The sequence below is a fragment of the Streptomyces sp. V4I8 genome (assembly GCF_041261225.1).
GTDB lineage: Bacteria > Actinomycetota > Actinomycetes > Streptomycetales > Streptomycetaceae > Streptomyces.
In genome coordinates this window covers 6,932,559-6,952,645 of record NZ_JBGCCN010000001.1, presented here as the reverse complement: position 1 = coordinate 6,952,645, position 20,087 = coordinate 6,932,559, and the positions used below count along the sequence as shown (strand labels likewise).

Here is a 20,087-nt window from a genome sequence, read left to right as displayed (position 1 = left end):
CGCCGGAACGCCGCGACGGTCACGGCCGAGGGCCGTCCACCGTGCGCGGGCAGGGCGGGCCCTACGCCAAGAGGAGGTACATGGGAATGAACCTAGCAGCGGGGTCCTGGAGTTGACCACGCCGAATCGACGGGAGCCGACCGAGTGCAGGCAGCTGAGCATCGAGGGCCGTCGACGCCGACACGACCACGAGCGCCCCACGCCCGGCCACCCGCACGAGAGACCGCCGGCGCGCGCAAGCCGCTCGTGTGCGCATGCCGCACGAACAGACCCCACGGATCCGGTGCCGAGACGCCGGGCCGGGGACGCTCCTGCGCAAGGGAAACCTCAGCGCGCAACCGAGCGGGCCCTTCGGCCACCCGTACGAAGTGCCTCCGGCCCCCCGGCCGCACGCTCACGGCCGACCGCACAGGCACCTCCCGCCACACCGGCGAGCCACCCACCCGGCCGACCCACCCGAACGGGGCCGCCGACGCACGCCGGCCACGCGCTCACAGCCGACCGCGCCGACAGCCCCCGCCGCGCCGTCGCCGAGACACCCGCTCAGGGTTTGCCACGGAAACTGGACTCAGGCCTGCGTGAGCCCCGCCACCAGTTCGTCGGCCGCCCGGTAGGGATCCAGTTCCCCGGCGACGATCCTCTCCGCCAGTGCGCCGAGGCGGCGGTCGCCGTGGAGGTCGGCGATGCGTTCGCGGAGGGCGGTGACGGCGATGGTCTCGACCTCGCGGGCGGCGCGGGCGCGGCGGCGTTCCGTGAGGACGCCGTGTTCCTCCATCCAGGCGTGGTGCTTCTCCAGGGCCTCCAGGACCTCGTCGACGCCCTCGCCGCGCGCGGCGACCGTCTTGACGATGGGCGGGCGCCAGTCGCCGGGGCCGCGGGACTCGCCGAGGCCGAGCATGTGGTTGAGCTCGCGGGCGGTGGCGTCGGCGCCGTCGCGGTCGGCCTTGTTGACGACGTAGACGTCGCCGATCTCCAGGATGCCCGCCTTCGCGGCCTGGATGCCGTCGCCCATCCCCGGAGCCAGCAGCACCATGGAAGTGTCGGCCTGGGACGCGATCTCGACCTCCGACTGGCCCACGCCCACCGTCTCGACCAGGATCACGTCGCAGCCCGCCGCGTCCAGGACCCGGATCGCCTGCGGGGCGGCCCAGGCCAGACCGCCCAGGTGGCCGCGCGTCGCCATCGAGCGGATGTAGACGCCGGGGTCGGAGGCGTGGTCCGACATCCGCACCCGGTCGCCGAGCAGGGCGCCGCCCGAGAAGGGCGAGGACGGGTCGACGGCCAGGACGCCGACCCGCTTGCCCTGCTTGCGGTATGCCGTGACCAGGGCCGACGTCGACGTGGACTTGCCGACACCCGGCGAGCCCGTCAACCCCACCACATACGCGTTGCCCGTCAGCGGGGCCAGTGCCGCCATGACCTCCCGCAGCTGCGGGGACGCCCCCTCCACCAGGGAGATCAGCCGGGCCACGGCCCGCGGCCGGCCTTCCCTGGCCTGGGCCACCAGGGTGGAGACGTCCTGCATCACAGCTCCGTTCACGAAAGAGGTCCTACAAGGAGAACTCAGGCCTTGGGTACCCGCACGATCAGCGCGTCACCCTGGCCACCGCCACCGCACAGCGCGGCCGCGCCCACGCCGCCGCCGCGCCGCTTCAGCTCCAGCGCCAGGTGCAGGACGAGCCGCGCACCCGACATACCGATCGGGTGCCCCAGGGCGATGGCTCCGCCGTTGACGTTCACCTTTTCCGATGACACTCCGAGGTCCTTCATTGACTGCACCGCGACGGCGGCGAAGGCCTCGTTGATCTCGATCAGGTCGAGGTCGGAGACCTCCAGGCCCTCCTTCTTCAGGGCGTGCGCGATGGCGTTGGAGGGCTGCGACTGGAGGCTGTTGTCGGGACCCGCCACGTTGCCGTGGGCGCCGATCTCGGCGATCCAGTCCAGGCCGAGTTCCTGCGCCTTGGCCTTGCTCATGACGACGACCGCGGCCGCGCCGTCCGAGATCTGGGACGCCGAACCCGCCGTGATCGTGCCGTCCTTCGAGAACGCAGGGCGCAGCTTGCCCAGCGACTCCGCCGTGGTCTCCGCGCGGATGCCCTCGTCCTTGCTGAAGACGACGGGCTCGCCCTTGCGCTGCGGGATCTCGATCGGGGTGATCTCGGCCTCGAAGATGCCGTTCTTCTGAGCGGCGGCCGCACGCTGGTGGGACTGGGCGGCGATCTCGTCCTGCTCGGGGCGCCGGATGCCGAGGCGGGTGTTGTGCTTCTCCGTGGACTCGCCCATGGCGATGTTCTCGAAGGAGTCGGTCAGACCGTCGTACGCCATCGCGTCGATCATCTCGATCGCGCCGTACTTGAAGCCCTCGCGGGACTTCGGCAGCAGGTGGGGGGCGTTGGTCATGGACTCCTGGCCGCCCGCGACGATCACGTCGAACTCGCCGGCGCGGATCAGCTGGTCCGCGAGCGCGATCGCGTCCAGGCCGGACAGACACACCTTGTTGATGGTGAGCGCCGGGACGTTCATCGGGATGCCGGCCTTCACGGCCGCCTGGCGTGCCGGGATCTGGCCCGCGCCGGCCTGCAGCACCTGGCCCATGATCACGTACTGCACCTGGTCGCCACCGATCCCCGCACGGTCGAGGGCGGCCTTGATCGCGAAGCCGCCGAGGTCGGCTCCGGAGAAGGACTTCAGTGAACCGAGCAACCGTCCCATGGGCGTACGCGCGCCCGCGACGATCACAGAGGTAGTTCCAGAAGACATGAGGTGCGATCCCCTTCCAGCTGGACAGCCGAGGAGTGAACGAGGGTTTACTTCGAATGTACTGAGTGGCACTCCGTGCCGTCACCGGGCCGTCGGTGTGATCGCGCGCACGTTGCGTAACCACGTCCGGGGCGCTGCACTGAATTCCATGCTGACGCGAATCGACCACATCGGGATCGCCTGTTTCGACCTGGACAAGACCGTGGAGTTCTACCGGGCCACGTACGGCTTCGAGGTGTTCCACTCCGAGGTCAACGAGGAGCAGGGCGTCCGCGAGGCCATGCTCAAGATCAACGACACCTCCGACGGCGGCGCCTCCTACCTGCAGCTTCTCGAACCCACGCGCCCGGACTCCACGGTCGCGAAGTGGCTCGACAAGAACGGCGAGGGTGTCCACCACATCGCTTTCGGTACGGCGGATGTGGACGGCGACGCCGCCGACATCAAGGGCAAGGGCGTACGCGTGCTGTACGAAGAGCCCCGGCGCGGCTCCATGGGGTCACGAATCACCTTCCTGCACCCCAAGGATTGCCACGGCGTACTGACAGAACTGGTCACTTCGGCGCCTGTTGAGTCACCTGAGCACTGACCCCCGTACATATGGGCCGGTAGGGTTGGGGGCGGTCGCCGCTCAGTCCAGGGTGACCCGGCCCCTCCGTCAAAGGTGGGACCGTTTCCGGGGTCCGGGTTTCGGGGGACGAGGGTGGGGCAACAGCCCGTGCTCCGCCGTTGATCTGACACCATTCCCCGGGGGCCCCGTTCGGCGGATGGACGGTGCTCGTATGGAGAGACTTGCGACCAGGGGACGGATGGGACCGCGCAGTGCGGGGCTACGAACGCCAGGAGCGAGAGCCGGCGGCTGACGTCGACCACCTCTCTCGGTTCGAGGCCGAGATGGATCGGCTGAAGACCGAGCGGGAAAAGGCGATCCAGCACGCCGAGGACCTCGGCTACCAGGTCGAGGTGCTGCGCGCCAAGTTGCACGAGGCGCGGCGCACCATCATGTCCCGGCCGGCCTTCGACGGCGGTGACATCGGCTATCAGGCCGAGCAATTGTTGCGGAACGCCCAGGTCCAGGCCGACCAGCTGCGCCAGGAGGCGGAGCGGGAGCTGAGCCAGGCCCGGGCGCAGACCCAGCGGATCCTCCAGGAGCACGCCGAGCAGGCCGCCCGGCTCCAGGCCGAGCTGCACCAGGAGGCGGTGACCCGCCGCCAGCAGCTGGACCAGGAGCTGGCCGAGCGGCGGCAGACCGTCGAGTCGCACGTCAACGAGAACGTGGCGTGGGCGGAGCAGCTGCGCGCCCGCAGCGAGTCGCAGGCCCGCCGGCTCCTCGATGAGTCGCGTGCCGAGGCCGAGCAGGCCATGGCGGCCGCGCGTGCCGAGGCCGAGCGGCTGACCAGCGAGGCCCGGCAGCGTCTGACCGGCGCGGCCGAGGAGGCCCGTGCGGAGGCCGAGCAGATCCTGCTCCGGGCCCGTACGGACGCCGAGCGGCTGCTGAACGCCGCCTCCACGCAGGCCCAGGAGGCCACCGACCACGCCGAGCAGCTGCGCAGCTCCACCGCGACCGAGTCGGACGCCGCCCGGCGCCAGGCCACCGAGCTCAGCCGGGCCGCCGAGCAGCGCATGACGGAGGCCGAGGAGGCACTGCGCAAGGCGCAGTCCGAGGCCGAGAAGCTGATCACCGAGGCCAAGACGGCCGCCGAGAAGACGCTCGCCGGCGCCGAGTCGGCCAACGAGCAGCGCACGCGTACGGCGAAGGAGCAGGTCGCCCGCCTGGTCAGCGAGGCCACCAAGGAGGCCGAGAGCACCAAGGCGGACGCCGAGCAGATCGTCGCCGACGCGCGTGCCGAGGCCGAGAAGATCGTCGCCGAGGCCGCCGAGAAGGCCCGCACGATCACCGCCGAGGAGAGCGCGACCCAGCTGTCCAAGGCGGCCAAGACGGCCGAGGACGTCCTCAACAAGGCGCAGGAGGACGCGCAGAACACCACCAAGGCCGCGGCCGAGGAGGCCGAGCGGATCCGCACCGAGGCCGAGGCCGAGGCGGACCGGCTGCGCGCCGAGGCGCACGACATCGCCGAGCAGCTCAAGGGGTCGGCGAAGGACGACACCAAGGAGTACCGCGCCAAGACGGTCGAGCTGCAGGAGGAGGCCCGCCGGCTGCGCGGCGAGGCCGAGCAGCTGCGCTCCGAGGCGGTGGCCGAGGGCGAGAAGATCCGCGCGGAGGCCCGCAAGGAGGCCGTCCAGCAGATCGAGGAGGCGGCCAAGACCGCCGAGGAGCTGCTCTCCAAGACCAGGCAGGACGCGGACGAGCTGCGCCAGAAGGCCACGTCGGACAGCGAGAAGGTCCGCACCGAGGCCATCGAGCGGGCGACGACGCTGCGCCGCCAGGCCGAGGAGACCCTCCAGCGCACCCGCCAGGAGGCCGAACGGCACCGCGAGGAGGTCGTCGAGCAGGCCGAGGGCATCAAGTCCGACGCCGAGCGGGCCGCGCGGGAGCTGCGCGAGGAGACCGAGCGGGCCATAGAGGGTCGCCGGGCGGAAGCCGCCGAGGAGCTGACGCGGCTGCAGTCGGAGGCCGAACAGCGTCTCGCCTCCGCCGAGCAGGCGCTGACCGACGCCCGTGAGGAGGCCGCGCGCATCCGGCGCGAGGCCGCCGAGGAGACCGACCGGCTGCGCACCGAGGCCGCCGAGCGGATCCGCACGCTGCAGCAGCAGGCCGAGGAGGAGGCCGACCGGCTGCGCAACGAGGCCGCGTCGGACGCGTCCGCGTCGCGTGCCGAGGGCGAGGCCATCGCCGTACGCCTCAGGTCGGAAGCCGCGGCCGAGGCCGAGCGGCTGAAGTCGGAGGCGCAGGACACCGCCGACCGGGTCCGCGCGGAGGCGCAGGCAGCCGCCGAGCGGCTCGGCACGGAGGCGTCCGAGACGCTGGCCGCCGCCCAGGAGGAGGCCGCCCGGCGCCGCCGCGAGGCCGAGGAACTCCTCGGTTCCGCCCGCCAGGAGGCCGACCAGGAGCGCGAGCGGGCCCGCGAGCAGAGCGAGGAGCTGCTGGCCTCCGCCCGTAAGCGGGTGGAGGAGGCGCAGGCCGAGGCGGTGCGTCTGGTCGAGGAGGCCGACCGGCGTGCCACCGAGATGGTGTCGGCGGCCGAGCAGCACGCCCAACAGGTCCGCGACTCCGTGTCCGGGCTGCACGAGCAGGCCCAGGAGGAGATCGCCGGGCTGCGCAGCGCCGCCGAGCACGCGGCGGACCGTACCCGCCGGGAGGCGCAGGAGGAGGCGGACCGGGTCCGCTCCGACGCCTACGCCGAGCGGGAGCGGGCCAGCGAGGACGCGGGCCGCATCCGGCGCGAGGCGAACGAGGAGTCCGAGGCCGCCAAGTCCCTCGCCGAGCGCACGGTCGGGGAGGCCATCGCCGAGGCGGAGCGGCTGCGGTCGGACGCCGCCGAGCACGCCCAGCGGGTGCGTACGGAGGCCTCCGACGCGATCGCCGAGGCTGACCAGGCCGCGTCGCGCACCCGGGCCGACGCCCGCGAGGACGCCAACCGGATCCGGTCGGACGCGGCGACGCAGGCCGACACCCTCATCACCGAGGCGCGTTCCGAGGCGGAGCGGCTCCAGTCGGAGACGATCGCGGAGGCCGACCGGGTGCGCACCGACGCGCTCGCCAAGGCCGAGAAGCTGGTCGGGGACGCCACGTCGGAGGCGGAGCGGCTGCGCGCCGAGGCCGCGGAGACGGTGGGGTCCGCGCAGCAACACGCCGAGCGGATCCGCAGTGACTCCGAGCGGGTCAAGGCCGACGCGGAGGCGAAGGCCGAGGCTCTGGTGGCGTCCGCGCGCGAGGAGGCCGAGCGCACCCTCGACGAGGCCCGCAAGGCCGCGAACAAGCGGCGTTCCGAGGCGGCCGAGCAGGTCGACAAGCTCATCACGGAGACCACCGCCGAGGCGGACAAGCTGCTCACCGAGGCACAGCAGCAGGCGCACAAGACGACCGCGGACGCCGAGGGCCAGGCCGACACCATGGTGGGCGCCGCCCGCAAGGAGGCCGACCGGCTGGTCTCCGAGGCGACGGTCGAGGGCAACTCGATGGTGGAGAAGGCCCGCACGGACGCGGACGAGCTGCTCGTCGGCGCCCGTCGGGACGCCACCTCGATCAGGGAGCGCGCGGAGGAGCTGCGCGACCGCATCACGACCGAGATCGAGTCGCTGCACGAGCGGGCCCGCCGCGAGGCCGCCGAGACGATGAAGTCAACCGGCGACCGCTGCGACGCCCTCATCAAGGCCGCCGAGGAGCAGCTGGCCAAGGCGCAGGCGAAGGCCAAGGAGCTGGTCTCGGAGGCCAATTCCGAGGCGGGCAAGGTCCGTATCGCCGCCGTGAAGAAGGCCGAGGGGCTCCTGAAGGAGGCCGAGCAGAAGCGGTCCACGCTGATCCGGGAGGCCGAGGAGCTCAAGGCCGAGGCGATCCGCGAGGCCAAGCGCACGGTCGAGGAGGGCAAGCGCGAGCTGGAGGTCCTGGTGCGGCGCCGCGAGGACATCAACGCCGAAATCTCCCGTGTCCAGGACGTTCTGGAGGCGTTGGAGTCCTTCGAGGCACCCGCCGGGGCGAAGGACGGCGGGGTCAAGGCGGGTGCGACGGTCGGCGCCCCTCGATCGGGTGGCAAGTCGTCAGAGAGCTAGCGGAGCGAGCGGGTTCCGGTGTCTCCTGGGGCCTTTGACCAAGTTTTTGGCAAGCCGTCCGACGGTTAGCCACTCAAAAGGGGTCTCATTCTCCAGATCAAACACGTATCCGCTCGATGACACACCGCTTCGGCCCCTAGGATTCCACTTATCACCTCACCGGTCTCATTCGACAGGAACCCCATGAGCGACACTTCCCCCTACGGCTTCGAGCTAGTGCGGCGTGGGTACGACCGCGCTCAGGTGGACGAACGGATCTCCAAGCTCGTCTCCGACCGTGACAGCGCTCTCGCCCGCATCACCGCTCTGGAAAAGCGCATCGAGGAGCTCCACCTCGAGACGCAGAACGCCCAGGCTCAGGTGACCGACGCGGAGCCGTCGTACGCCGGTCTCGGCGCGCGTGTCGAGAAGATCCTCCGCCTCGCCGAGGAAGAGGCCAAGGATCTGCGCGAGGAGGCACGTCGCGCGGCCGAGCAGCACCGCGAGCTCGCGGAGTCGGCGGCCCAGCAGGTCCGCAACGACGCAGAATCGTTCGCTGCGGAGCGCAAGGCCAAGGCCGAGGACGAAGGCGTCCGGATCGTCGAGAAGGCCAAGAGCGACGCCTCGCAGCTGCGCTCCGAGGCGCAGAAGGACGCGCAGTCCAAGCGCGAGGAGGCCGACGCCCTCTTCGAGGAGACCCGCGCGAAGGCCGCGCAGGCCGCCGCCGACTTCGAGACGAACCTCGCCAAGCGCCGCGAGCAGTCCGAGCGCGACCTGGCGTCCCGTCAGCAGAAGGCGGAGAAGCGCCTCGCGGAGATCGAGCACCGCGCGGAGCAGCTGCGTCTGGAGGCGGAGAAGCTGCGGACCGACGCCGAGCGCCGGGCCCGCCAGACGGTGGAGACGGCCCAGCGTCAGGCTGAGGACATCGTGGCGGACGCCAACGCCAAGGCCGACCGTATCCGTTCGGAATCCGAGCGCGAGCTCGCGGCCCTCACCAACCGCCGCGACAGCATCAACGCTCAGCTGACGAACGTCCGCGAGATGCTGGCGACCCTCACGGGCGCCGCGGTGGCCGCCGCCGGCACCCCGGCCGAGGACGAGCCGATCTCCCGCGGGGTTCCCGCCCAGCAGACCCGGTAACGATCCGGCGCACATCTGCTGAATTCTGGCAAAGCCCTCTGCCACTGGGGTGGCAGAGGGCTTTGTCCCGTTTTAGCGTGGGCGGCATGATCGAGCTTGAGGGGCTGACCAAGAGGTACGGCGACAAGGTGGCCGTCAACAACCTCACCTTCGCCGTCAGACCGGGCATCGTCACCGGCTTCCTCGGCCCCAACGGCGCCGGGAAGTCCACGACGATGCGGATGATCCTCGGCCTCGACCATCCCACCGCCGGCCACGTCCGTATCGACGGTAAGCGCTACGACCAGCTCAAGGACCCGCTGACGTATATCGGCGCCCTGCTGGAGGCCAAGGCGTGGCACGGCGGGCGCACTGCCTTCAACCACCTCCTGTGCCTGGCGCAGAGCAACGGCATTCCGCGGAGCCGGGTACGCGAGGTGCTGGAGACGGTCGGGCTGACGGCGGTCGCGAAGAAGAAGACCAAGGGTTTCTCGATGGGCATGGGACAGCGGCTCGGGATCGCGGGCGCGCTGCTCGGAGATCCACGGATCCTGATGTTCGACGAGCCGGTCAACGGGCTCGACCCCGAGGGCATCCACTGGATCCGGAACCTGATGAAATCCCTGGCCGCCCAGGGGAGGACCGTGTTCGTCTCCTCCCACCTGATGAGCGAGATGGCCCTGACCGCCGACCACCTCGTGGTCATCGGACAGGGACGGCTGCTCGCCGACACGTCCATGGCCGACTTCATCGAGCGGAACTCGCGGTCGTACGTCCGTATCCGCACCCCGCAGCGGGAGCGGCTGCTCGACGTCCTGCACACGTCCGGGATCACGGCCGTGGAGAGAGGGGACGGCACGCTGGAGGTCGACGGCAGCAAGGCGGAGCAGATCGGTGAGCTGGCGGCGCGGCACGGGGTCGTGCTGCACGAGCTGAGCCCGCAACAGGCCTCCCTGGAGGAGGCGTTCATGCAACTGACCGCGGAGTCGGTGGAGTACCACGCGCACGCCGACGCCCTGCCCCGCGAGCAACAGCGCCTGCGGCTGCAGGAACAGCAGCAGGCGTGGGGCGACGAGTGGAGGAGGAGCTGAGCATGGCAGCCACCCAGGTCATCCGCTCCGAGTGGACCAAGATCCGGTCCGTGGCCTCCACCGTGTGGACGCTCTCCCTCGCCGTGGTGGTCACGATCGCCCTCGGGGTGCTGATCTCGGCCCTGTCGAACAGCGAGTTCGACAACATGAGCGACCGGGACCGGCTCTCCTTCGATCCGACCTACATCAGCTTCGCCGGGATGACCCTCGGTCAGCTCGCGCTGATCGTGTTCGGCGTGCTCGTCGTGTCGAACGAGTACAGCACCGGCATGATCCGCACCTCGCTGGCCGCCGTGCCGCGCCGCGGGACCTTCCTGGCCAGCAAGATCGCGGTGGCGACCGGCCTCGCGCTCGTCGTCGGCCTGGCGACCAGCTTCGTCACCTTCTTCCTCGGGCAGGCGATGCTCGGCGGCCACCGGGCGGAGATCGGCGACCCGGGAGTGCTGCGCGCGGTGATCGGCGGCGGGCTCTACATGGCCCTCATCGCGATGTTCTCGATGGGCGTCGCCACGATGCTGCGCTCGCCGATGCTGTCGCTGGGCATCCTGATGCCGTTCTTCTTCCTGGTCTCCAACATCCTCGGCAATGTCTCGGCGACCGAGAAGATCGGCCGCTATCTGCCCGACCAGGCCGGCAGCAAGGTCATGCAGGTCGTCACGCCGGTCGACGACGAGACACCGTACGGTCCCTGGGGCGGCCTCGGGATCATGGTGCTGTGGGTGATCGCGGCGCTCGTCGGCGGCTACCTCACACTCAGAAAGCGGGATGCCTAGGGCCTGTCCTGGCCGTCGGCGCGCGAAGTTTTACCTGCCCTTGAGTGGAACCGTCAGCGCCTCGGTATCCTCCTAACCCTTACGGGGGGCGTGTGCCCCGCTGTCCTGAACCTTTCGATGGGTGCGGAGCATGATCGAGGCAGTCGGCCTGACCAAGCGCTACGGCGACAAGACCGCTGTGTACAACCTGTCCTTCCAGGTGCGGCCCGGTTCCGTCACCGGCTTCCTGGGCCCCAACGGCTCGGGCAAGTCGACGACGATGCGGATGATCCTCGGCCTGGACAACCCGACGGCGGGACAAGTCACGATCGGCGGCTATCCGTACCGCAAGCTGCCCAACGCCCCCCGCCAGGTCGGCGCCCTGCTGGACGCCAAGGCCGTGCACGGCGGCCGGGCCGCCCGCAACCATCTGCTGTCCCTGGCCCAGCTGTCCGGTATCCCGGCCCGGCGCGTGGACGAGGTCCTGGGCGTGGTCGGCCTCCAGGACGTGGCCCGGCGGCGCTCCAAGGGCTTCTCGCTCGGCATGGGCCAGCGGCTCGGCATCGCCGCCGCGCTGCTCGGCGACCCCCAGGTGCTGCTGTTCGACGAGCCGGTCAACGGCCTCGACCCCGAGGGCATCCTCTGGGTGCGCAACCTGATGAAGTCGCTCGCGGCCGAGGGCCGTACCGTCTTCGTCTCCTCGCACCTCATGAGCGAGATGGCGCTGACCGCCGACCACCTGATCGTGATCGGGCGCGGCCAGTTGCTCGCCGACATGAGCGTCAGGGACTTCATCGCGGCGAACTCCGCCGGCTTCGCCCGGGTGCGTACGCCCGACACCGAGCCGCAGCTGCGCGAGAAGCTGGCCGGCGCGCTCACCGAGGCGGGCGGGCATGTGCTGCCCGAGCAGGACGGCGCGCTGCGGGTGACCGGGCTGCCGCTCCCCCGCATCAGCGACCTCGCGCACGACTCCGACGTACGGCTGTGGGAGCTGTCGCCGCACCAGGCCTCGCTGGAGGAGGCGTACATGCGGATGACGCAGGGCGCCGTCGACTACCGCTCGACGATCGACCAGAAGGAAGGGCTCCAGCAGCCGCTGCCGCCGGGCGCGCAGCCGCCGATGCCGGTGCCGGGTCAGGGCCAGCCCGGCTGGTACGCCCCGCCGCCGCCCCAGCAGGGCGCGCAGCCGTTCGCCGCGCCGCAGGGCGGGCCGGGGCCGTACGGCGCCCCTGGCGCGCCCGCTGCGGCGCCGGGGGCGGACGCACCCAACCCGTACGCCCAGCACGCGCCCCAGGCGCCCCAGGGCCCGGCGCAGCCCCCCGCCGCGCCGACGCAGGCCCCGGCACAGCCGTCCGTCGCACCCGCACCCGCGGCCGCGCCCGTCGCACCCTCCGCCCCTGCCGCCCCGACCAAGCCCGAGGACGCCCGATGAGCACGCCCCAGCCTCCGATGCCGCAGACCGCCGCACCGAACTGGCAGGCGGCGCCCGGCTCGTCGTACCCCACCTACAACTCGCCGATCCCGATCGTGCGCACGCACCTCGGGCACGCGCTCGCCTCGGAGTGGACGAAGATCCGTTCGGTGCGCTCCACGATGTGGACGCTCGGCGTGTTCGTGCTGCTCGTGGTCGGCATCGGCGTGTCGGTCGCCGCGCTGATCGCCGCCAACGCGTCGGACGGGAGCCTGGGAGGTGAGAGCCCGCTGGGATTCGGCTTCTTCGGGCTGCTGCTCGGCAGCATCTGCATCATCACGCTCGGCGTGCTGACCACGGCCTCGGAGTACGGCACCGGCATGATCCGCACCACGATGACCGCGTGCCCCACCCGCGGCCGCGTGCTGGCGGCGAAGGCGATCGTGTTCTTCGTCGTCGCGTTCGTCGTGACGCTGACGTCGGCCCTCCTGGTCGCCCTCGCGGACGTGGCCATCCTGGACGGGGCGCGGGAGCCGTCCGGCTCGGAATGGCTGAAGGGCACGGTCGGCATCTCGGCCTACATCGCGCTGCTCGGCCTGCTCTCGCTCGTCGTCGGCTCGGTCATCCGGCACTCGGCGGGCGCGATCACGATCATGATCGGTGTCCTGCTGGCCCCGCTGGTCATCGCGCTGTTCATGTTCTCGGAGTCGCTCAAGGACCTCCAGGACGCCCTGATCGAGTACTCCATCCCGAACCAGCTCAGCGTCTTCTACTCCCAGTCCCTCAGCGACTCCGGCCCCTCCGGCTGGGACCCCCTGTGGATCATGCTCGGCGTGACCGCGGCCGCGTTCGCCGGCGCCTACGCGCTGCTGGAGAAGCGGGACGTGTGAGCCTCTGCGCTTAGAACTTCGGCGCGTTACGGGACCGCTGCACCCGCGTGGTGCGGCGGTCCTTCGCGTTCCAGCACGCCTTGTGCCAGTGACGGCGGTCGTCGACGCCTCCGTGGCCCGGCCAGGCGACGACGTGCGGGACGCCGTCCGGGATCATCTGGTCGCAGCCCGGGCAGCGGTACGCCTTGCCCTGCGCGCTCGCGCCCGCCACATGCCGTACGTTCCAGTCCTCGCCCTGCCAGCTCTCCGTGGCCTGCCAGCCGCCGTAGCGGCCGGAACGGTCGTCCTCGGCGCTGTTTCCGGACGAGCCGACTCCCTTGGGTCGGTTGCGACGCGGGGACACGGAACACCTCACGGGGCTATACAGGATGCAGGGGCCATGTCCAGCCTACGCGGCGCGGACAGGGGTAGTCGTACGGCACCAACCCCCACAAGTCCCCCACGCCGACGCTCGATTCTGCAGACAATCCGCAAATCTCTTCGTCAAGCCGTGTCCTCGGCACGTGTCAGACGGTTATGCCGGGTGGGGGAGCTCCGCGTCGGAGCCAAGGAAGCAGGAAAAGGCAATGCACGTAGGTAGTTTCGTGTTGGCCGCCCGGTTCCCGGGACAGGGCGAGGGGGAGGCGCTGCACCGCGCCGTCCGCTCCGCCGAGGTCGCCGAGGAAGCGGGGCTCGACACGGTCTGGGTGGCCGAGCACCACTTCGTGCCGTACGGCACCTGTCCGTCCGCGATCACCCTGGCCGCGGTACTGCTCGGCCGTACCCGGCGGCTGAGGGTCGGCACCGCGGTCAGTGTGCTGCCCACCGTCCATCCGGTGGCCCTCGGCGAACAGGCCGCGCTGCTGCACATCACCTCCGGCGGGCGGTTCTCGCTGGGCGTGGGGCGCGGCGGGCCGTGGGTCGACCTGGAGGTCTTCGGCTCGGGTCTCAAGGCGTACGAGGAGGGGTTCCCCGAATCACTCGATCTGCTGCTGCGCTGGCTGCGCGAGCCCTCGGTCGCGTCCGCCGGCGAGCGGTTCGACTTCCGCGAAGTCCCCGTCGTACCGAGGCCGTCGGAGTGCCTCACGGACGTCGAGGGGCCCGAGGTCGTCGTCGCGTGTACGTCACCGAAGAGCGTGCGGCTCGCGGCCGAGCGCGGGCTGCCGATGCTGCTCGGGATGCACGTGGGCGACGAGGAGAAGGCCGAGATGGTCGCCCTGTGGCGGGAGCACGCGCGCGCGGCCGGGCGGTCGGCGGACGAGATCCGTGGCGCGGCCCATGTCTCGGCCGGTGTCTGCCAGATCGCCGACCGGCGCACGGACGCGGTGGAGACGCTGACGAAGGCGATGCCGGGCTGGCTCCGCCAGGGCCTGGAGGCCCATGTGACGGTGGACGGCCGCCATCGCCCGATGCGCGATCCGCTGGCGTACACCGAACTGCTCTGCGGACTGCACCCGGTCGGCACCCCACGCCTGTGCGCCGACCGCCTGGCGGCGACCAGCGAACGGACGGGGATCTCCCGCTTCGCCCTGCTCGTCGAGGGCTCGGGCGACCTGGCGGCGACCGAGGAGAACGTACGACGGCTGGGCGCCGAAGTGCTGCCGCACCTCGGCTGAATCGCCCTGTCACGGATCGACGGCCGATGCCGCCGGGGGGCTTGCCGCCCAGTACTGATTGCACCTCCCGCGTACGGAGCGGCAAGCAAGCGGCTTACGGCGTCAGCAGTCCCTGAATTCCGGGGACTGGTTCAGCAGCTGGCTGCGGACCGAGGTGAAGCGGGTCAGCGTCTCGTCGACCGAGGAGTCAAGCGGGAACACCGCCACCCGGTGGCAGTTCTGGAAGGCCAGTCGCACCCCGAAGTGCCGCTGCAGCGCGCCGCGTATCGCGTCACTCGCAAGCGCACGCAGCAGCTGGCCACGTGCCTGCTCGTCCGGCGGGGGCGTCTGGTTGTCGGCGAACTGACCGCCGTCGACCTTCAGCTGAGCCACCAGGGAGCTGATCATCTCCCACGCATAGGGCAGGGAGGTCCGGACGCAGTCGACGAATTCTGCTTCGTCGACCTCGCCTCGCTCGGCCTGTTCGAGTAGGGCCGGTGAGACGTCGAGCGACATGGGTTCTCCTCTCGCACCCCCACAACAGCGGGGGTTGCCTGACAGATAGGGGAGTTCGCGATACCGAACACTCTGCGTACACGCGTCGCGACCTCCCGTTTAATACGGTAGGCAACAGACGGTGACGGCACCAGGAGAATGCGTACATGGGCGGTCCCCGTTGGACACACCAGGCGCACAATCGGCCAGAAATGAACAGGGGCAGTCCGGGGTCATCCGGACTCCCCCAGGGCGAATCGCGTCGACCGGGACCCGTCGAGTAGCGTTGCGGACCATGCGTCTCGTCATTGCCCGATGCTCCGTCGACTACGCGGGCCGGCTCACCGCCCACCTGCCCTCGGCGCCCCGTCTGATCCTGGTCAAGGCGGACGGCAGCGTCTCGATCCACGCGGACGACCGGGCCTACAAACCCCTGAACTGGATGTCGCCGCCCTGCACCCTGAAGGAGGGTGACGGCGAGCAGAAGGACATCTGGACGGTCACCAACAAGGGGGGCGAGAAGCTCATCATCACGATGGAGGAGATCCTCCACGACTCCTCCCACGAACTCGGCGTGGACCCCGGCCTGATCAAGGACGGCGTGGAAGCGCACCTCCAGGAGCTCCTCGCCGACCGCATCGAGACCCTCGGCGAGGGCTACACGCTCATCCGCCGCGAGTACATGACGGCCATCGGCCCGGTCGACATCCTGTGCCGGGACGCGGAGGGCCGGACCGTCGCGGTCGAGATCAAGCGTCGCGGCGAGATCGACGGCGTGGAGCAACTCACCCGCTATCTGGAGCTGCTGAACCGCGACCCCCACCTCGCGCCGGTCCGCGGCATCTTCGCGGCCCAGGAGATCAAGCCCCAGGCCCGCGTCCTCGCGACGGACCGGGGCATCGGCTGCCAGGTGCTGGACTACGACGCCATGCGCGGCATCGAGGACGACAAGTTGCGGTTGTTCTGACTGCCGCTTCTTGGCAGTTCTTGACCGTTCTACGACGGTGAGGGCCGGGTCCGATGGACGGACCCGGCCCTCTTGTCTCGATCAGCGGTCAGATTACAGCGTCCGAGCTGCTCGGCGCCCCCGCCTCGCTCGTCTCCGGCGCGCTTGCGGAGGTGCTCGCAGGGGCGCTGGAGGCCGGGCCGCTGGCCGAGTCGGAGGTGGACGGTGACGTGGTCGGCGGCTCGCTGGTCGGCGGCTCCGATGTCGGTGGCTCAGTGGTCGGCGGTTGGGACGTGGGCGGGTTGGACGTGGGCGGGTTGGACGTCGGGGGCCTCGAAGTCGGCGGCCGCGTCGTCGACGACGGCGGCTTCGTCGGCGTGTTCGAGGAGCCGCCGCCCGAGCCCTGTGTACCGGTCGGGTCGTCCGACGGCCCCGCCGACTCAGTCGGGGTCGGGTCGTCCGACGTGCCGTACGTCCCGTCGGGGCCCGGGTCGGTGGGCCGGCTGGTGGCCGTGCCCGTGTCGCCGGAGCCCTTGCCGTCGTCACCCTCCGCCGTGTCGGCGCCGAGGCTGTCGTCGCCGATGCCCTGGCTGGCGGACGGGTTGACCCCGACCTGGGTGGCCGGGTTGTTGGGGTCGTTGTCGGACGTGGCGCCGAGCGTCACCACCGTGCCGAGCACGGCCACGAGCAGCGCGCCCGAGCCGGCCGCGACGAGGTTGCGCCGCGCGAAGCCCCGGACGCCGCCGCGGCCCTTGTGCGCGGGCGCCGGGGACGACGGTGAGGACGGCGACGAGGCCTGGTGGGTGACCAGGGTGGTGGCGTCCCCGACCGGCGGGAACGCGGCGGCCGGGACTCCTCCCGGCGGCGACTGCGACTCCTCGTACCGCGCGTCCGGCACCTCCTCCCCCGCCGTGGCGCCGAAGGCGACCAGCCCCGGCGTCGTGCCGGAGCGGTCCGAGACCAAGGCCAGCGCCCTGCGGCCCGCGACCGTGCCGCGCTTGTCGGCGAGGGCTCCGCGCAGGCCGATGGAGGTCTCCAGCTCGGCGCGGGCCCGGTCCAGCTGGCCGCCGCAGAGTGCGAGGACGCCCAACTCGTGGTGGAAGTAGGCCTGTTCGGTGACGTCACCGGCCAGGCGAGCGGCCTCGGCGCCCGCCCGCAGCGCCCGCTCCCAGGCGCTCCAGTGCAGCCCGGCCGCGAACGCGGGCCCCGCGGTGCGGGCCAGCGGCACGGTCGGGCTCTCCTCGTCCTCGGCGGGCGGAGTCGTACCCGGCACGAGCACGCCCAGCGCGGCGAGCACGGCGTCCGCCTCGGCGCACACGCGCTCCGGCGTGACCGAGGGGTGCCCGGCCCACCAGGCGTAGTGCCGCGCGGCGGTGAGGGCGCCGCCCTGGACGTCCTCGGCGTATCCGGCGGCCGCCAGCTGGGCCTGCACGCCCGCGGCGAGCCGGTAGCGGGGGCCGACCGGCGAGACCAGCCCGCAGTCGGCCAGCTCGCCCAGGGCGGCATCCGCGTGGGTGTCGCCGACGAGCGCGGGCAGATGCGCCTGGTGCGGCACCTCGCCGCCGAGCGCGACGGCGAACTTCAGGGTGGCGCGGGCCGAGGCGCTGAGCCGCGAGGCGAGCAGCGGCGCGGGTCCGGCCGCCTCGCCGAGCGACGGCAGGGGTGTCTCCTCGCCGCGGGCCTCGGTGCCGCCGTACGCCGCGTCGAAGGGCGCGTCTTCCGGCGGCGCGTCCTCGAAGACCCCGTACTCGTCGACGGCGTCCGCGCCGGCCCGTAGCCGGTCCCGCTGCCGCAGCAGGGCTCCGGCCTGGACGAACCGCAGCGGCAGGCCCTCCGACTCGAACCACAGGTCGCCCGCCCAGTTCGCCTCGTCCTCGGTGAGGACCCGGCCGATCTGGCGCTCCAGGAGCTCCACGCTCACGGCACGGTCGAGGCCGCCGAGGGCGACCTCCTCGATGCCGGAGTCGACGGACGGCACGGGCACGTCCGGGGTGGCGCCGAGCAGGAACGCGCACTCGGGGGTCGCGTCCAGCAGCTCGTCGAGCGCGGCGCCGCCGAACTCGAGGTCGTCCAGGACGACGACCGCGCCGATCTCGCGCACGAGGGCGAGCAGGTCGTCCTGATCCGGGCGGTGCAGGGGCGCGCTGTAGACGGCGTAGAAGAGGTCGTACAGGAGGTCGGCGGGCGTGCGGTGGAAGCCGGTGAGCCGGACCACGCCGTCGGGGGCGAGGTCCGCGCAGTCCTCGGCGACGAGGTCGAGGAGGCTGGTGCGGCCCGCGCCCGGGGAGCCGACCAGGCGCACGGAGCGTCCGCGGGCGAGCATCCGTACCAGCTGTTCGCGCTCGTCCTGGCGGGCGAGCAGCGGCTCGGCGCGGCGGGTCGGCCCGGGTGGGACGGGCGGCTTGGCGGCGCGGTCGGCCTCGGCGCGATCGGCCGGGGTCAGCTTCTCGGGCCGCGACGGCCGCTCGGCCGGCGGGCAGACCTCGATCTCGCTGCCGTCGACGGGGTTGACGGTGAGCAGGAAGTCGCCCGAGACCAGCTGCACCGTGCGGGCGAGCGCGGGCGAGTGCTGTCCGAAGTCGGGTGTGAGGGGGTCCCTGGGCGGGCGATGGCGCGACGACTGGCCGTCACCGTCATGGCCGTACTCCTCGGGTCCCCGGTTGTTCGGGTCCATAGGTTTCAAGCCCCCCAAAAGCGTCGTGTGCCCAAGCCAAGCCCCTCCCGGCCTTGCTGCACACCGCGCTGTCGCTTCTGGTCCGGGCCCGCTCGAAGGGGTTTGTCTAGGCGGCGGGCAGCCGAACCCTAAACCTTTGCACAGTATCTACGACAGGTCGGGGTACCGCGCCGTCCGAGACATCACAGTCTCGTGAGGATTGTGCGTGACGTGCGCTTCGCAGACGAAACGCCCGACTGTCCCGCCCCACCGGTGCCGGGTGTCACACCCGGGGCAGGGACTCCACCCCGATGCCGCCCTCGATTGCCAGGATCCGGTGCAGCCGGGTGGCCACCAGCAGGCGCTGCATCTGCGGCGGTACACCGCGCAGCACCAGGCGCCGGCCGCAGCGGCCGGCCCGCCGGTGGGCCCCCATGATCACCCCGAGTCCGGTGGCGTCCCAGGAGTCCAGCTCGGACAGGTCGAGCACCAGATCGCCGACTCCGTCGTCGACGGCCGAGTGCAGGACCGTACGGGCGTCCGCCGCGCTGCGGACGTCGAGGACGCCCCCGACGACCAGTTCGGCGTGGTCGCCCCTGATGTGCATATGCGCTCCCCAAGCGTGCGTTGGTGCTCCGCGATGCGTTGCCTGTGCTGGTGCCTGTGTCTGTGTTTGCTATGAGTCTTCGCTGTGACGGGTGATGCAACCTCTGACTGCGTTGAGCGGTCAGAGGTTGCCGTCTGTAAGCGAACCGATACCGAATTCACCCCATCGCGTGATGGGCGCGGCGGCTGTGCGAGGGTTTACGAAACCTCAGTAGCTGTAAAAGCCTTGCCCGCTCTTACGGCCGATGTCACCTGCGTCCACCATCCGGCGCATCAGCTCCGGCGGGGCGAACTTCTCGTCCTGGGACTCGGTGTAGATGTTGCTGGTGGCGTGCAGCAGGATGTCGACGCCGGTGAGGTCCGCGGTGGCGAGCGGGCCCATGGCGTGGCCGAAGCCCAGCTTGCAGGCGAGGTCGATGTCCTCGGCGGTGGCGACGCCCGACTCGTACAGCTTGGCGGCCTCCACGACGAGGGCCGAGATGAGACGGGTCGTCACGAAGCCGGCGACATCGCGGTTGACGACGATGCAGGTCTTGCCGACGGACTCGGCGAACTCCCGTGCGGTGGCGAGGGTTTCGTCGCTCGTCTTGTAACCGCGGACCAGCTCGCACAGTTGCATCATCGGCACCGGCGAGAAGAAGTGGACACCCACGACCCGCTCGGGGCGCTCGGTGGCCGCCGCGATCTTGGTGATGGGGATGGCCGAGGTGTTGGAGGCGAGCACGGTGTCGTCCCGCACGATCTTGTCGAGCGCGCGGAAGATCTCGTGCTTGACCTCGAGCTTCTCGAAGACCGCTTCGACGACGACGTCCGCGTCGGCGACGGCGTCCAGGTCGGTGGTCGCGGTGATACGGGCGAGGGCGGCGTCGGCGTCGTGCGCCTCCAGCCTGCCCTTGCTGACGAACTTGTCGTACGAGGCCTTGATGCCGTCGGTGCCACGTTTGAGAGCCTCGTCGGTGACGTCCCGCAGGACGACGTCCCACCCCGCCTGAGCGGAGACCTGGGCGATCCCGGAACCCATCAAGCCGGCGCCGATGACGGCAAGCTTCCGTGCCACTGTTGCGACTCCCCTTTGAAACGCCTTACACCCTGTTTAGGTTGCTCTTCGGCGGACCTTAGCGCTCGTGAGGGACTGTGTGA

Annotated in this window: 16 protein-coding genes; 9 read left to right on the top strand and 7 right to left on the bottom strand. The window is 71.2% G+C overall.

The features are described from left to right. Nucleotides 1-568: 568 nt before the first annotated feature. Together meaB and ABIE67_RS31690 are read right to left on the bottom strand one after the other, a co-directional pair. The gene (gene meaB / locus ABIE67_RS31695; protein WP_370269131.1) at nucleotides 569-1,525 is read right to left on the bottom strand and encodes a methylmalonyl Co-A mutase-associated GTPase MeaB; all 957 of its coding nucleotides are present in this window, start codon (nucleotides 1,523-1,525) and stop codon (nucleotides 569-571) included. Between the two features lie 38 nt (nucleotides 1,526-1,563). Then, nucleotides 1,564-2,760, bottom strand: a complete 1,197-nt coding sequence (locus ABIE67_RS31690; protein ID WP_370264797.1) for an acetyl-CoA C-acetyltransferase — start codon at nucleotides 2,758-2,760, stop codon at nucleotides 1,564-1,566. Nucleotides 2,761-2,908: 148 nt separating this feature from the next. On the opposite strand from ABIE67_RS31690, the gene mce reads away from it, so the two are divergent. From mce to ABIE67_RS31655, 7 genes are all read left to right on the top strand, one after another. Then, nucleotides 2,909-3,349, top strand: a complete 441-nt coding sequence (gene mce, locus ABIE67_RS31685; RefSeq protein ID WP_234762212.1) for a methylmalonyl-CoA epimerase — start codon at nucleotides 2,909-2,911, stop codon at nucleotides 3,347-3,349. 233 nt (nucleotides 3,350-3,582) lie between these two features. Beyond that, entirely contained in the window at nucleotides 3,583-7,431 is a 3,849-nt protein-coding gene (scy, locus tag ABIE67_RS31680) for a polarized growth protein Scy (protein ID WP_370264796.1), read from the top strand. A 183-nt stretch (nucleotides 7,432-7,614) separates the two neighbouring features. Beyond that, a complete protein-coding gene (locus ABIE67_RS31675) occupies nucleotides 7,615-8,550 on the top strand; it encodes a cellulose-binding protein (protein ID WP_030046672.1) in 936 nt (311 codons plus the stop codon). 86 nt (nucleotides 8,551-8,636) lie between these two features. Further along, nucleotides 8,637-9,620 (top strand): ABC transporter ATP-binding protein, encoded by a 984-nt coding sequence (locus tag ABIE67_RS31670; RefSeq protein ID WP_370264795.1) that lies wholly within the window; start codon nucleotides 8,637-8,639, stop codon nucleotides 9,618-9,620. A 2-nt stretch (nucleotides 9,621-9,622) separates the two neighbouring features. Continuing rightward, a complete protein-coding gene (locus ABIE67_RS31665) occupies nucleotides 9,623-10,393 on the top strand; it encodes an ABC transporter permease (RefSeq protein WP_370264794.1) in 771 nt (256 codons plus the stop codon). A 130-nt stretch (nucleotides 10,394-10,523) separates the two neighbouring features. Further along, a complete protein-coding gene (locus ABIE67_RS31660; RefSeq protein ID WP_370264793.1) occupies nucleotides 10,524-11,804 on the top strand; it encodes an ABC transporter ATP-binding protein in 1,281 nt (426 codons plus the stop codon). Then, nucleotides 11,801-12,673, top strand: coding sequence for an ABC transporter permease subunit (locus ABIE67_RS31655; protein ID WP_370264792.1), 873 nt, complete (start codon nucleotides 11,801-11,803; stop codon nucleotides 12,671-12,673). Before ABIE67_RS31660 ends, ABIE67_RS31655 begins: the two co-directional genes overlap by 4 nt. A 10-nt stretch (nucleotides 12,674-12,683) precedes the next feature. Here ABIE67_RS31655 and ABIE67_RS31650 read toward each other — a convergent pair whose 3' ends face one another. After that, nucleotides 12,684-13,016 carry an ATP/GTP-binding protein gene (locus ABIE67_RS31650; protein WP_370264791.1) on the bottom strand — a complete coding sequence of 111 codons (333 nt, stop codon included), beginning with the start codon at nucleotides 13,014-13,016 and terminating at the stop codon, nucleotides 12,684-12,686. A 223-nt stretch (nucleotides 13,017-13,239) separates the two neighbouring features. Here ABIE67_RS31650 and ABIE67_RS31645 point away from each other — a divergent pair, with 223 nt between their 5' ends. Next, nucleotides 13,240-14,268 carry an LLM class flavin-dependent oxidoreductase gene (locus ABIE67_RS31645; RefSeq protein WP_370264790.1) on the top strand — a complete coding sequence of 343 codons (1,029 nt, stop codon included), beginning with the start codon at nucleotides 13,240-13,242 and terminating at the stop codon, nucleotides 14,266-14,268. Nucleotides 14,269-14,370: 102 nt separating this feature from the next. Here the strand turns inward: ABIE67_RS31645 and ABIE67_RS31640 are convergent, their stop codons facing one another. After that, nucleotides 14,371-14,763, bottom strand: coding sequence for an SCO5389 family protein (locus ABIE67_RS31640; protein WP_187824866.1), 393 nt, complete (start codon nucleotides 14,761-14,763; stop codon nucleotides 14,371-14,373). A 274-nt stretch (nucleotides 14,764-15,037) separates the two neighbouring features. Here ABIE67_RS31640 and nucS point away from each other — a divergent pair, with 274 nt between their 5' ends. After that, nucleotides 15,038-15,709 carry an endonuclease NucS gene (nucS, locus tag ABIE67_RS31635; protein WP_370264789.1) on the top strand — a complete coding sequence of 224 codons (672 nt, stop codon included), beginning with the start codon at nucleotides 15,038-15,040 and terminating at the stop codon, nucleotides 15,707-15,709. Nucleotides 15,710-15,797: 88 nt separating this feature from the next. On the opposite strand, the gene ABIE67_RS31630 is transcribed toward nucS, so the two are convergent. The 3 genes from ABIE67_RS31630 to ABIE67_RS31620 form a co-directional block, all read right to left on the bottom strand. Further along, complete coding sequence (locus ABIE67_RS31630; RefSeq protein WP_370264788.1) at nucleotides 15,798-18,362, bottom strand: ATP-binding protein; 2,565 nt, start codon at nucleotides 18,360-18,362, stop codon at nucleotides 15,798-15,800. A 262-nt stretch (nucleotides 18,363-18,624) separates the two neighbouring features. Next, the gene (locus tag ABIE67_RS31625; RefSeq protein WP_030046661.1) at nucleotides 18,625-18,948 is read right to left on the bottom strand and encodes an STAS domain-containing protein; all 324 of its coding nucleotides are present in this window, start codon (nucleotides 18,946-18,948) and stop codon (nucleotides 18,625-18,627) included. 207 nt (nucleotides 18,949-19,155) lie between these two features. Further along, nucleotides 19,156-20,004 (bottom strand): 3-hydroxyacyl-CoA dehydrogenase family protein, encoded by an 849-nt coding sequence (locus ABIE67_RS31620; RefSeq protein ID WP_370264787.1) that lies wholly within the window; start codon nucleotides 20,002-20,004, stop codon nucleotides 19,156-19,158. Between the last annotated feature and the right edge of the window lie 83 nt (nucleotides 20,005-20,087).

What these genes read in the sequence shown, in the direction of transcription:
- meaB (WP_370269131.1), bottom strand. Translation starts at nt 1,525, where the DNA reads ATGCAGGACGTCTCCACCCTGGTGGCCCAGGCCAGGGAAGGCCGGCCG.
- ABIE67_RS31690 (WP_370264797.1), bottom strand. Translation starts at nt 2,760, where the DNA reads ATGTCTTCTGGAACTACCTCTGTGATCGTCGCGGGCGCGCGTACGCCC.
- mce (WP_234762212.1), top strand. Translation starts at nt 2,909, where the DNA reads ATGCTGACGCGAATCGACCACATCGGGATCGCCTGTTTCGACCTGGAC.
- ABIE67_RS31675 (WP_030046672.1), top strand. Translation starts at nt 7,615, where the DNA reads ATGAGCGACACTTCCCCCTACGGCTTCGAGCTAGTGCGGCGTGGGTAC.
- ABIE67_RS31670 (WP_370264795.1), top strand. Translation starts at nt 8,637, where the DNA reads ATGATCGAGCTTGAGGGGCTGACCAAGAGGTACGGCGACAAGGTGGCC.
- ABIE67_RS31665 (WP_370264794.1), top strand. Translation starts at nt 9,623, where the DNA reads ATGGCAGCCACCCAGGTCATCCGCTCCGAGTGGACCAAGATCCGGTCC.
- ABIE67_RS31660 (WP_370264793.1), top strand. Translation starts at nt 10,524, where the DNA reads ATGATCGAGGCAGTCGGCCTGACCAAGCGCTACGGCGACAAGACCGCT.
- ABIE67_RS31655 (WP_370264792.1), top strand. Translation starts at nt 11,801, where the DNA reads ATGAGCACGCCCCAGCCTCCGATGCCGCAGACCGCCGCACCGAACTGG.
- ABIE67_RS31645 (WP_370264790.1), top strand. Translation starts at nt 13,240, where the DNA reads ATGCACGTAGGTAGTTTCGTGTTGGCCGCCCGGTTCCCGGGACAGGGC.
- ABIE67_RS31640 (WP_187824866.1), bottom strand. Translation starts at nt 14,763, where the DNA reads ATGTCGCTCGACGTCTCACCGGCCCTACTCGAACAGGCCGAGCGAGGC.
- nucS (WP_370264789.1), top strand. Translation starts at nt 15,038, where the DNA reads ATGCGTCTCGTCATTGCCCGATGCTCCGTCGACTACGCGGGCCGGCTC.
- ABIE67_RS31630 (WP_370264788.1), bottom strand. Translation starts at nt 18,362, where the DNA reads ATGGACCCGAACAACCGGGGACCCGAGGAGTACGGCCATGACGGTGAC.
- ABIE67_RS31625 (WP_030046661.1), bottom strand. Translation starts at nt 18,948, where the DNA reads ATGCACATCAGGGGCGACCACGCCGAACTGGTCGTCGGGGGCGTCCTC.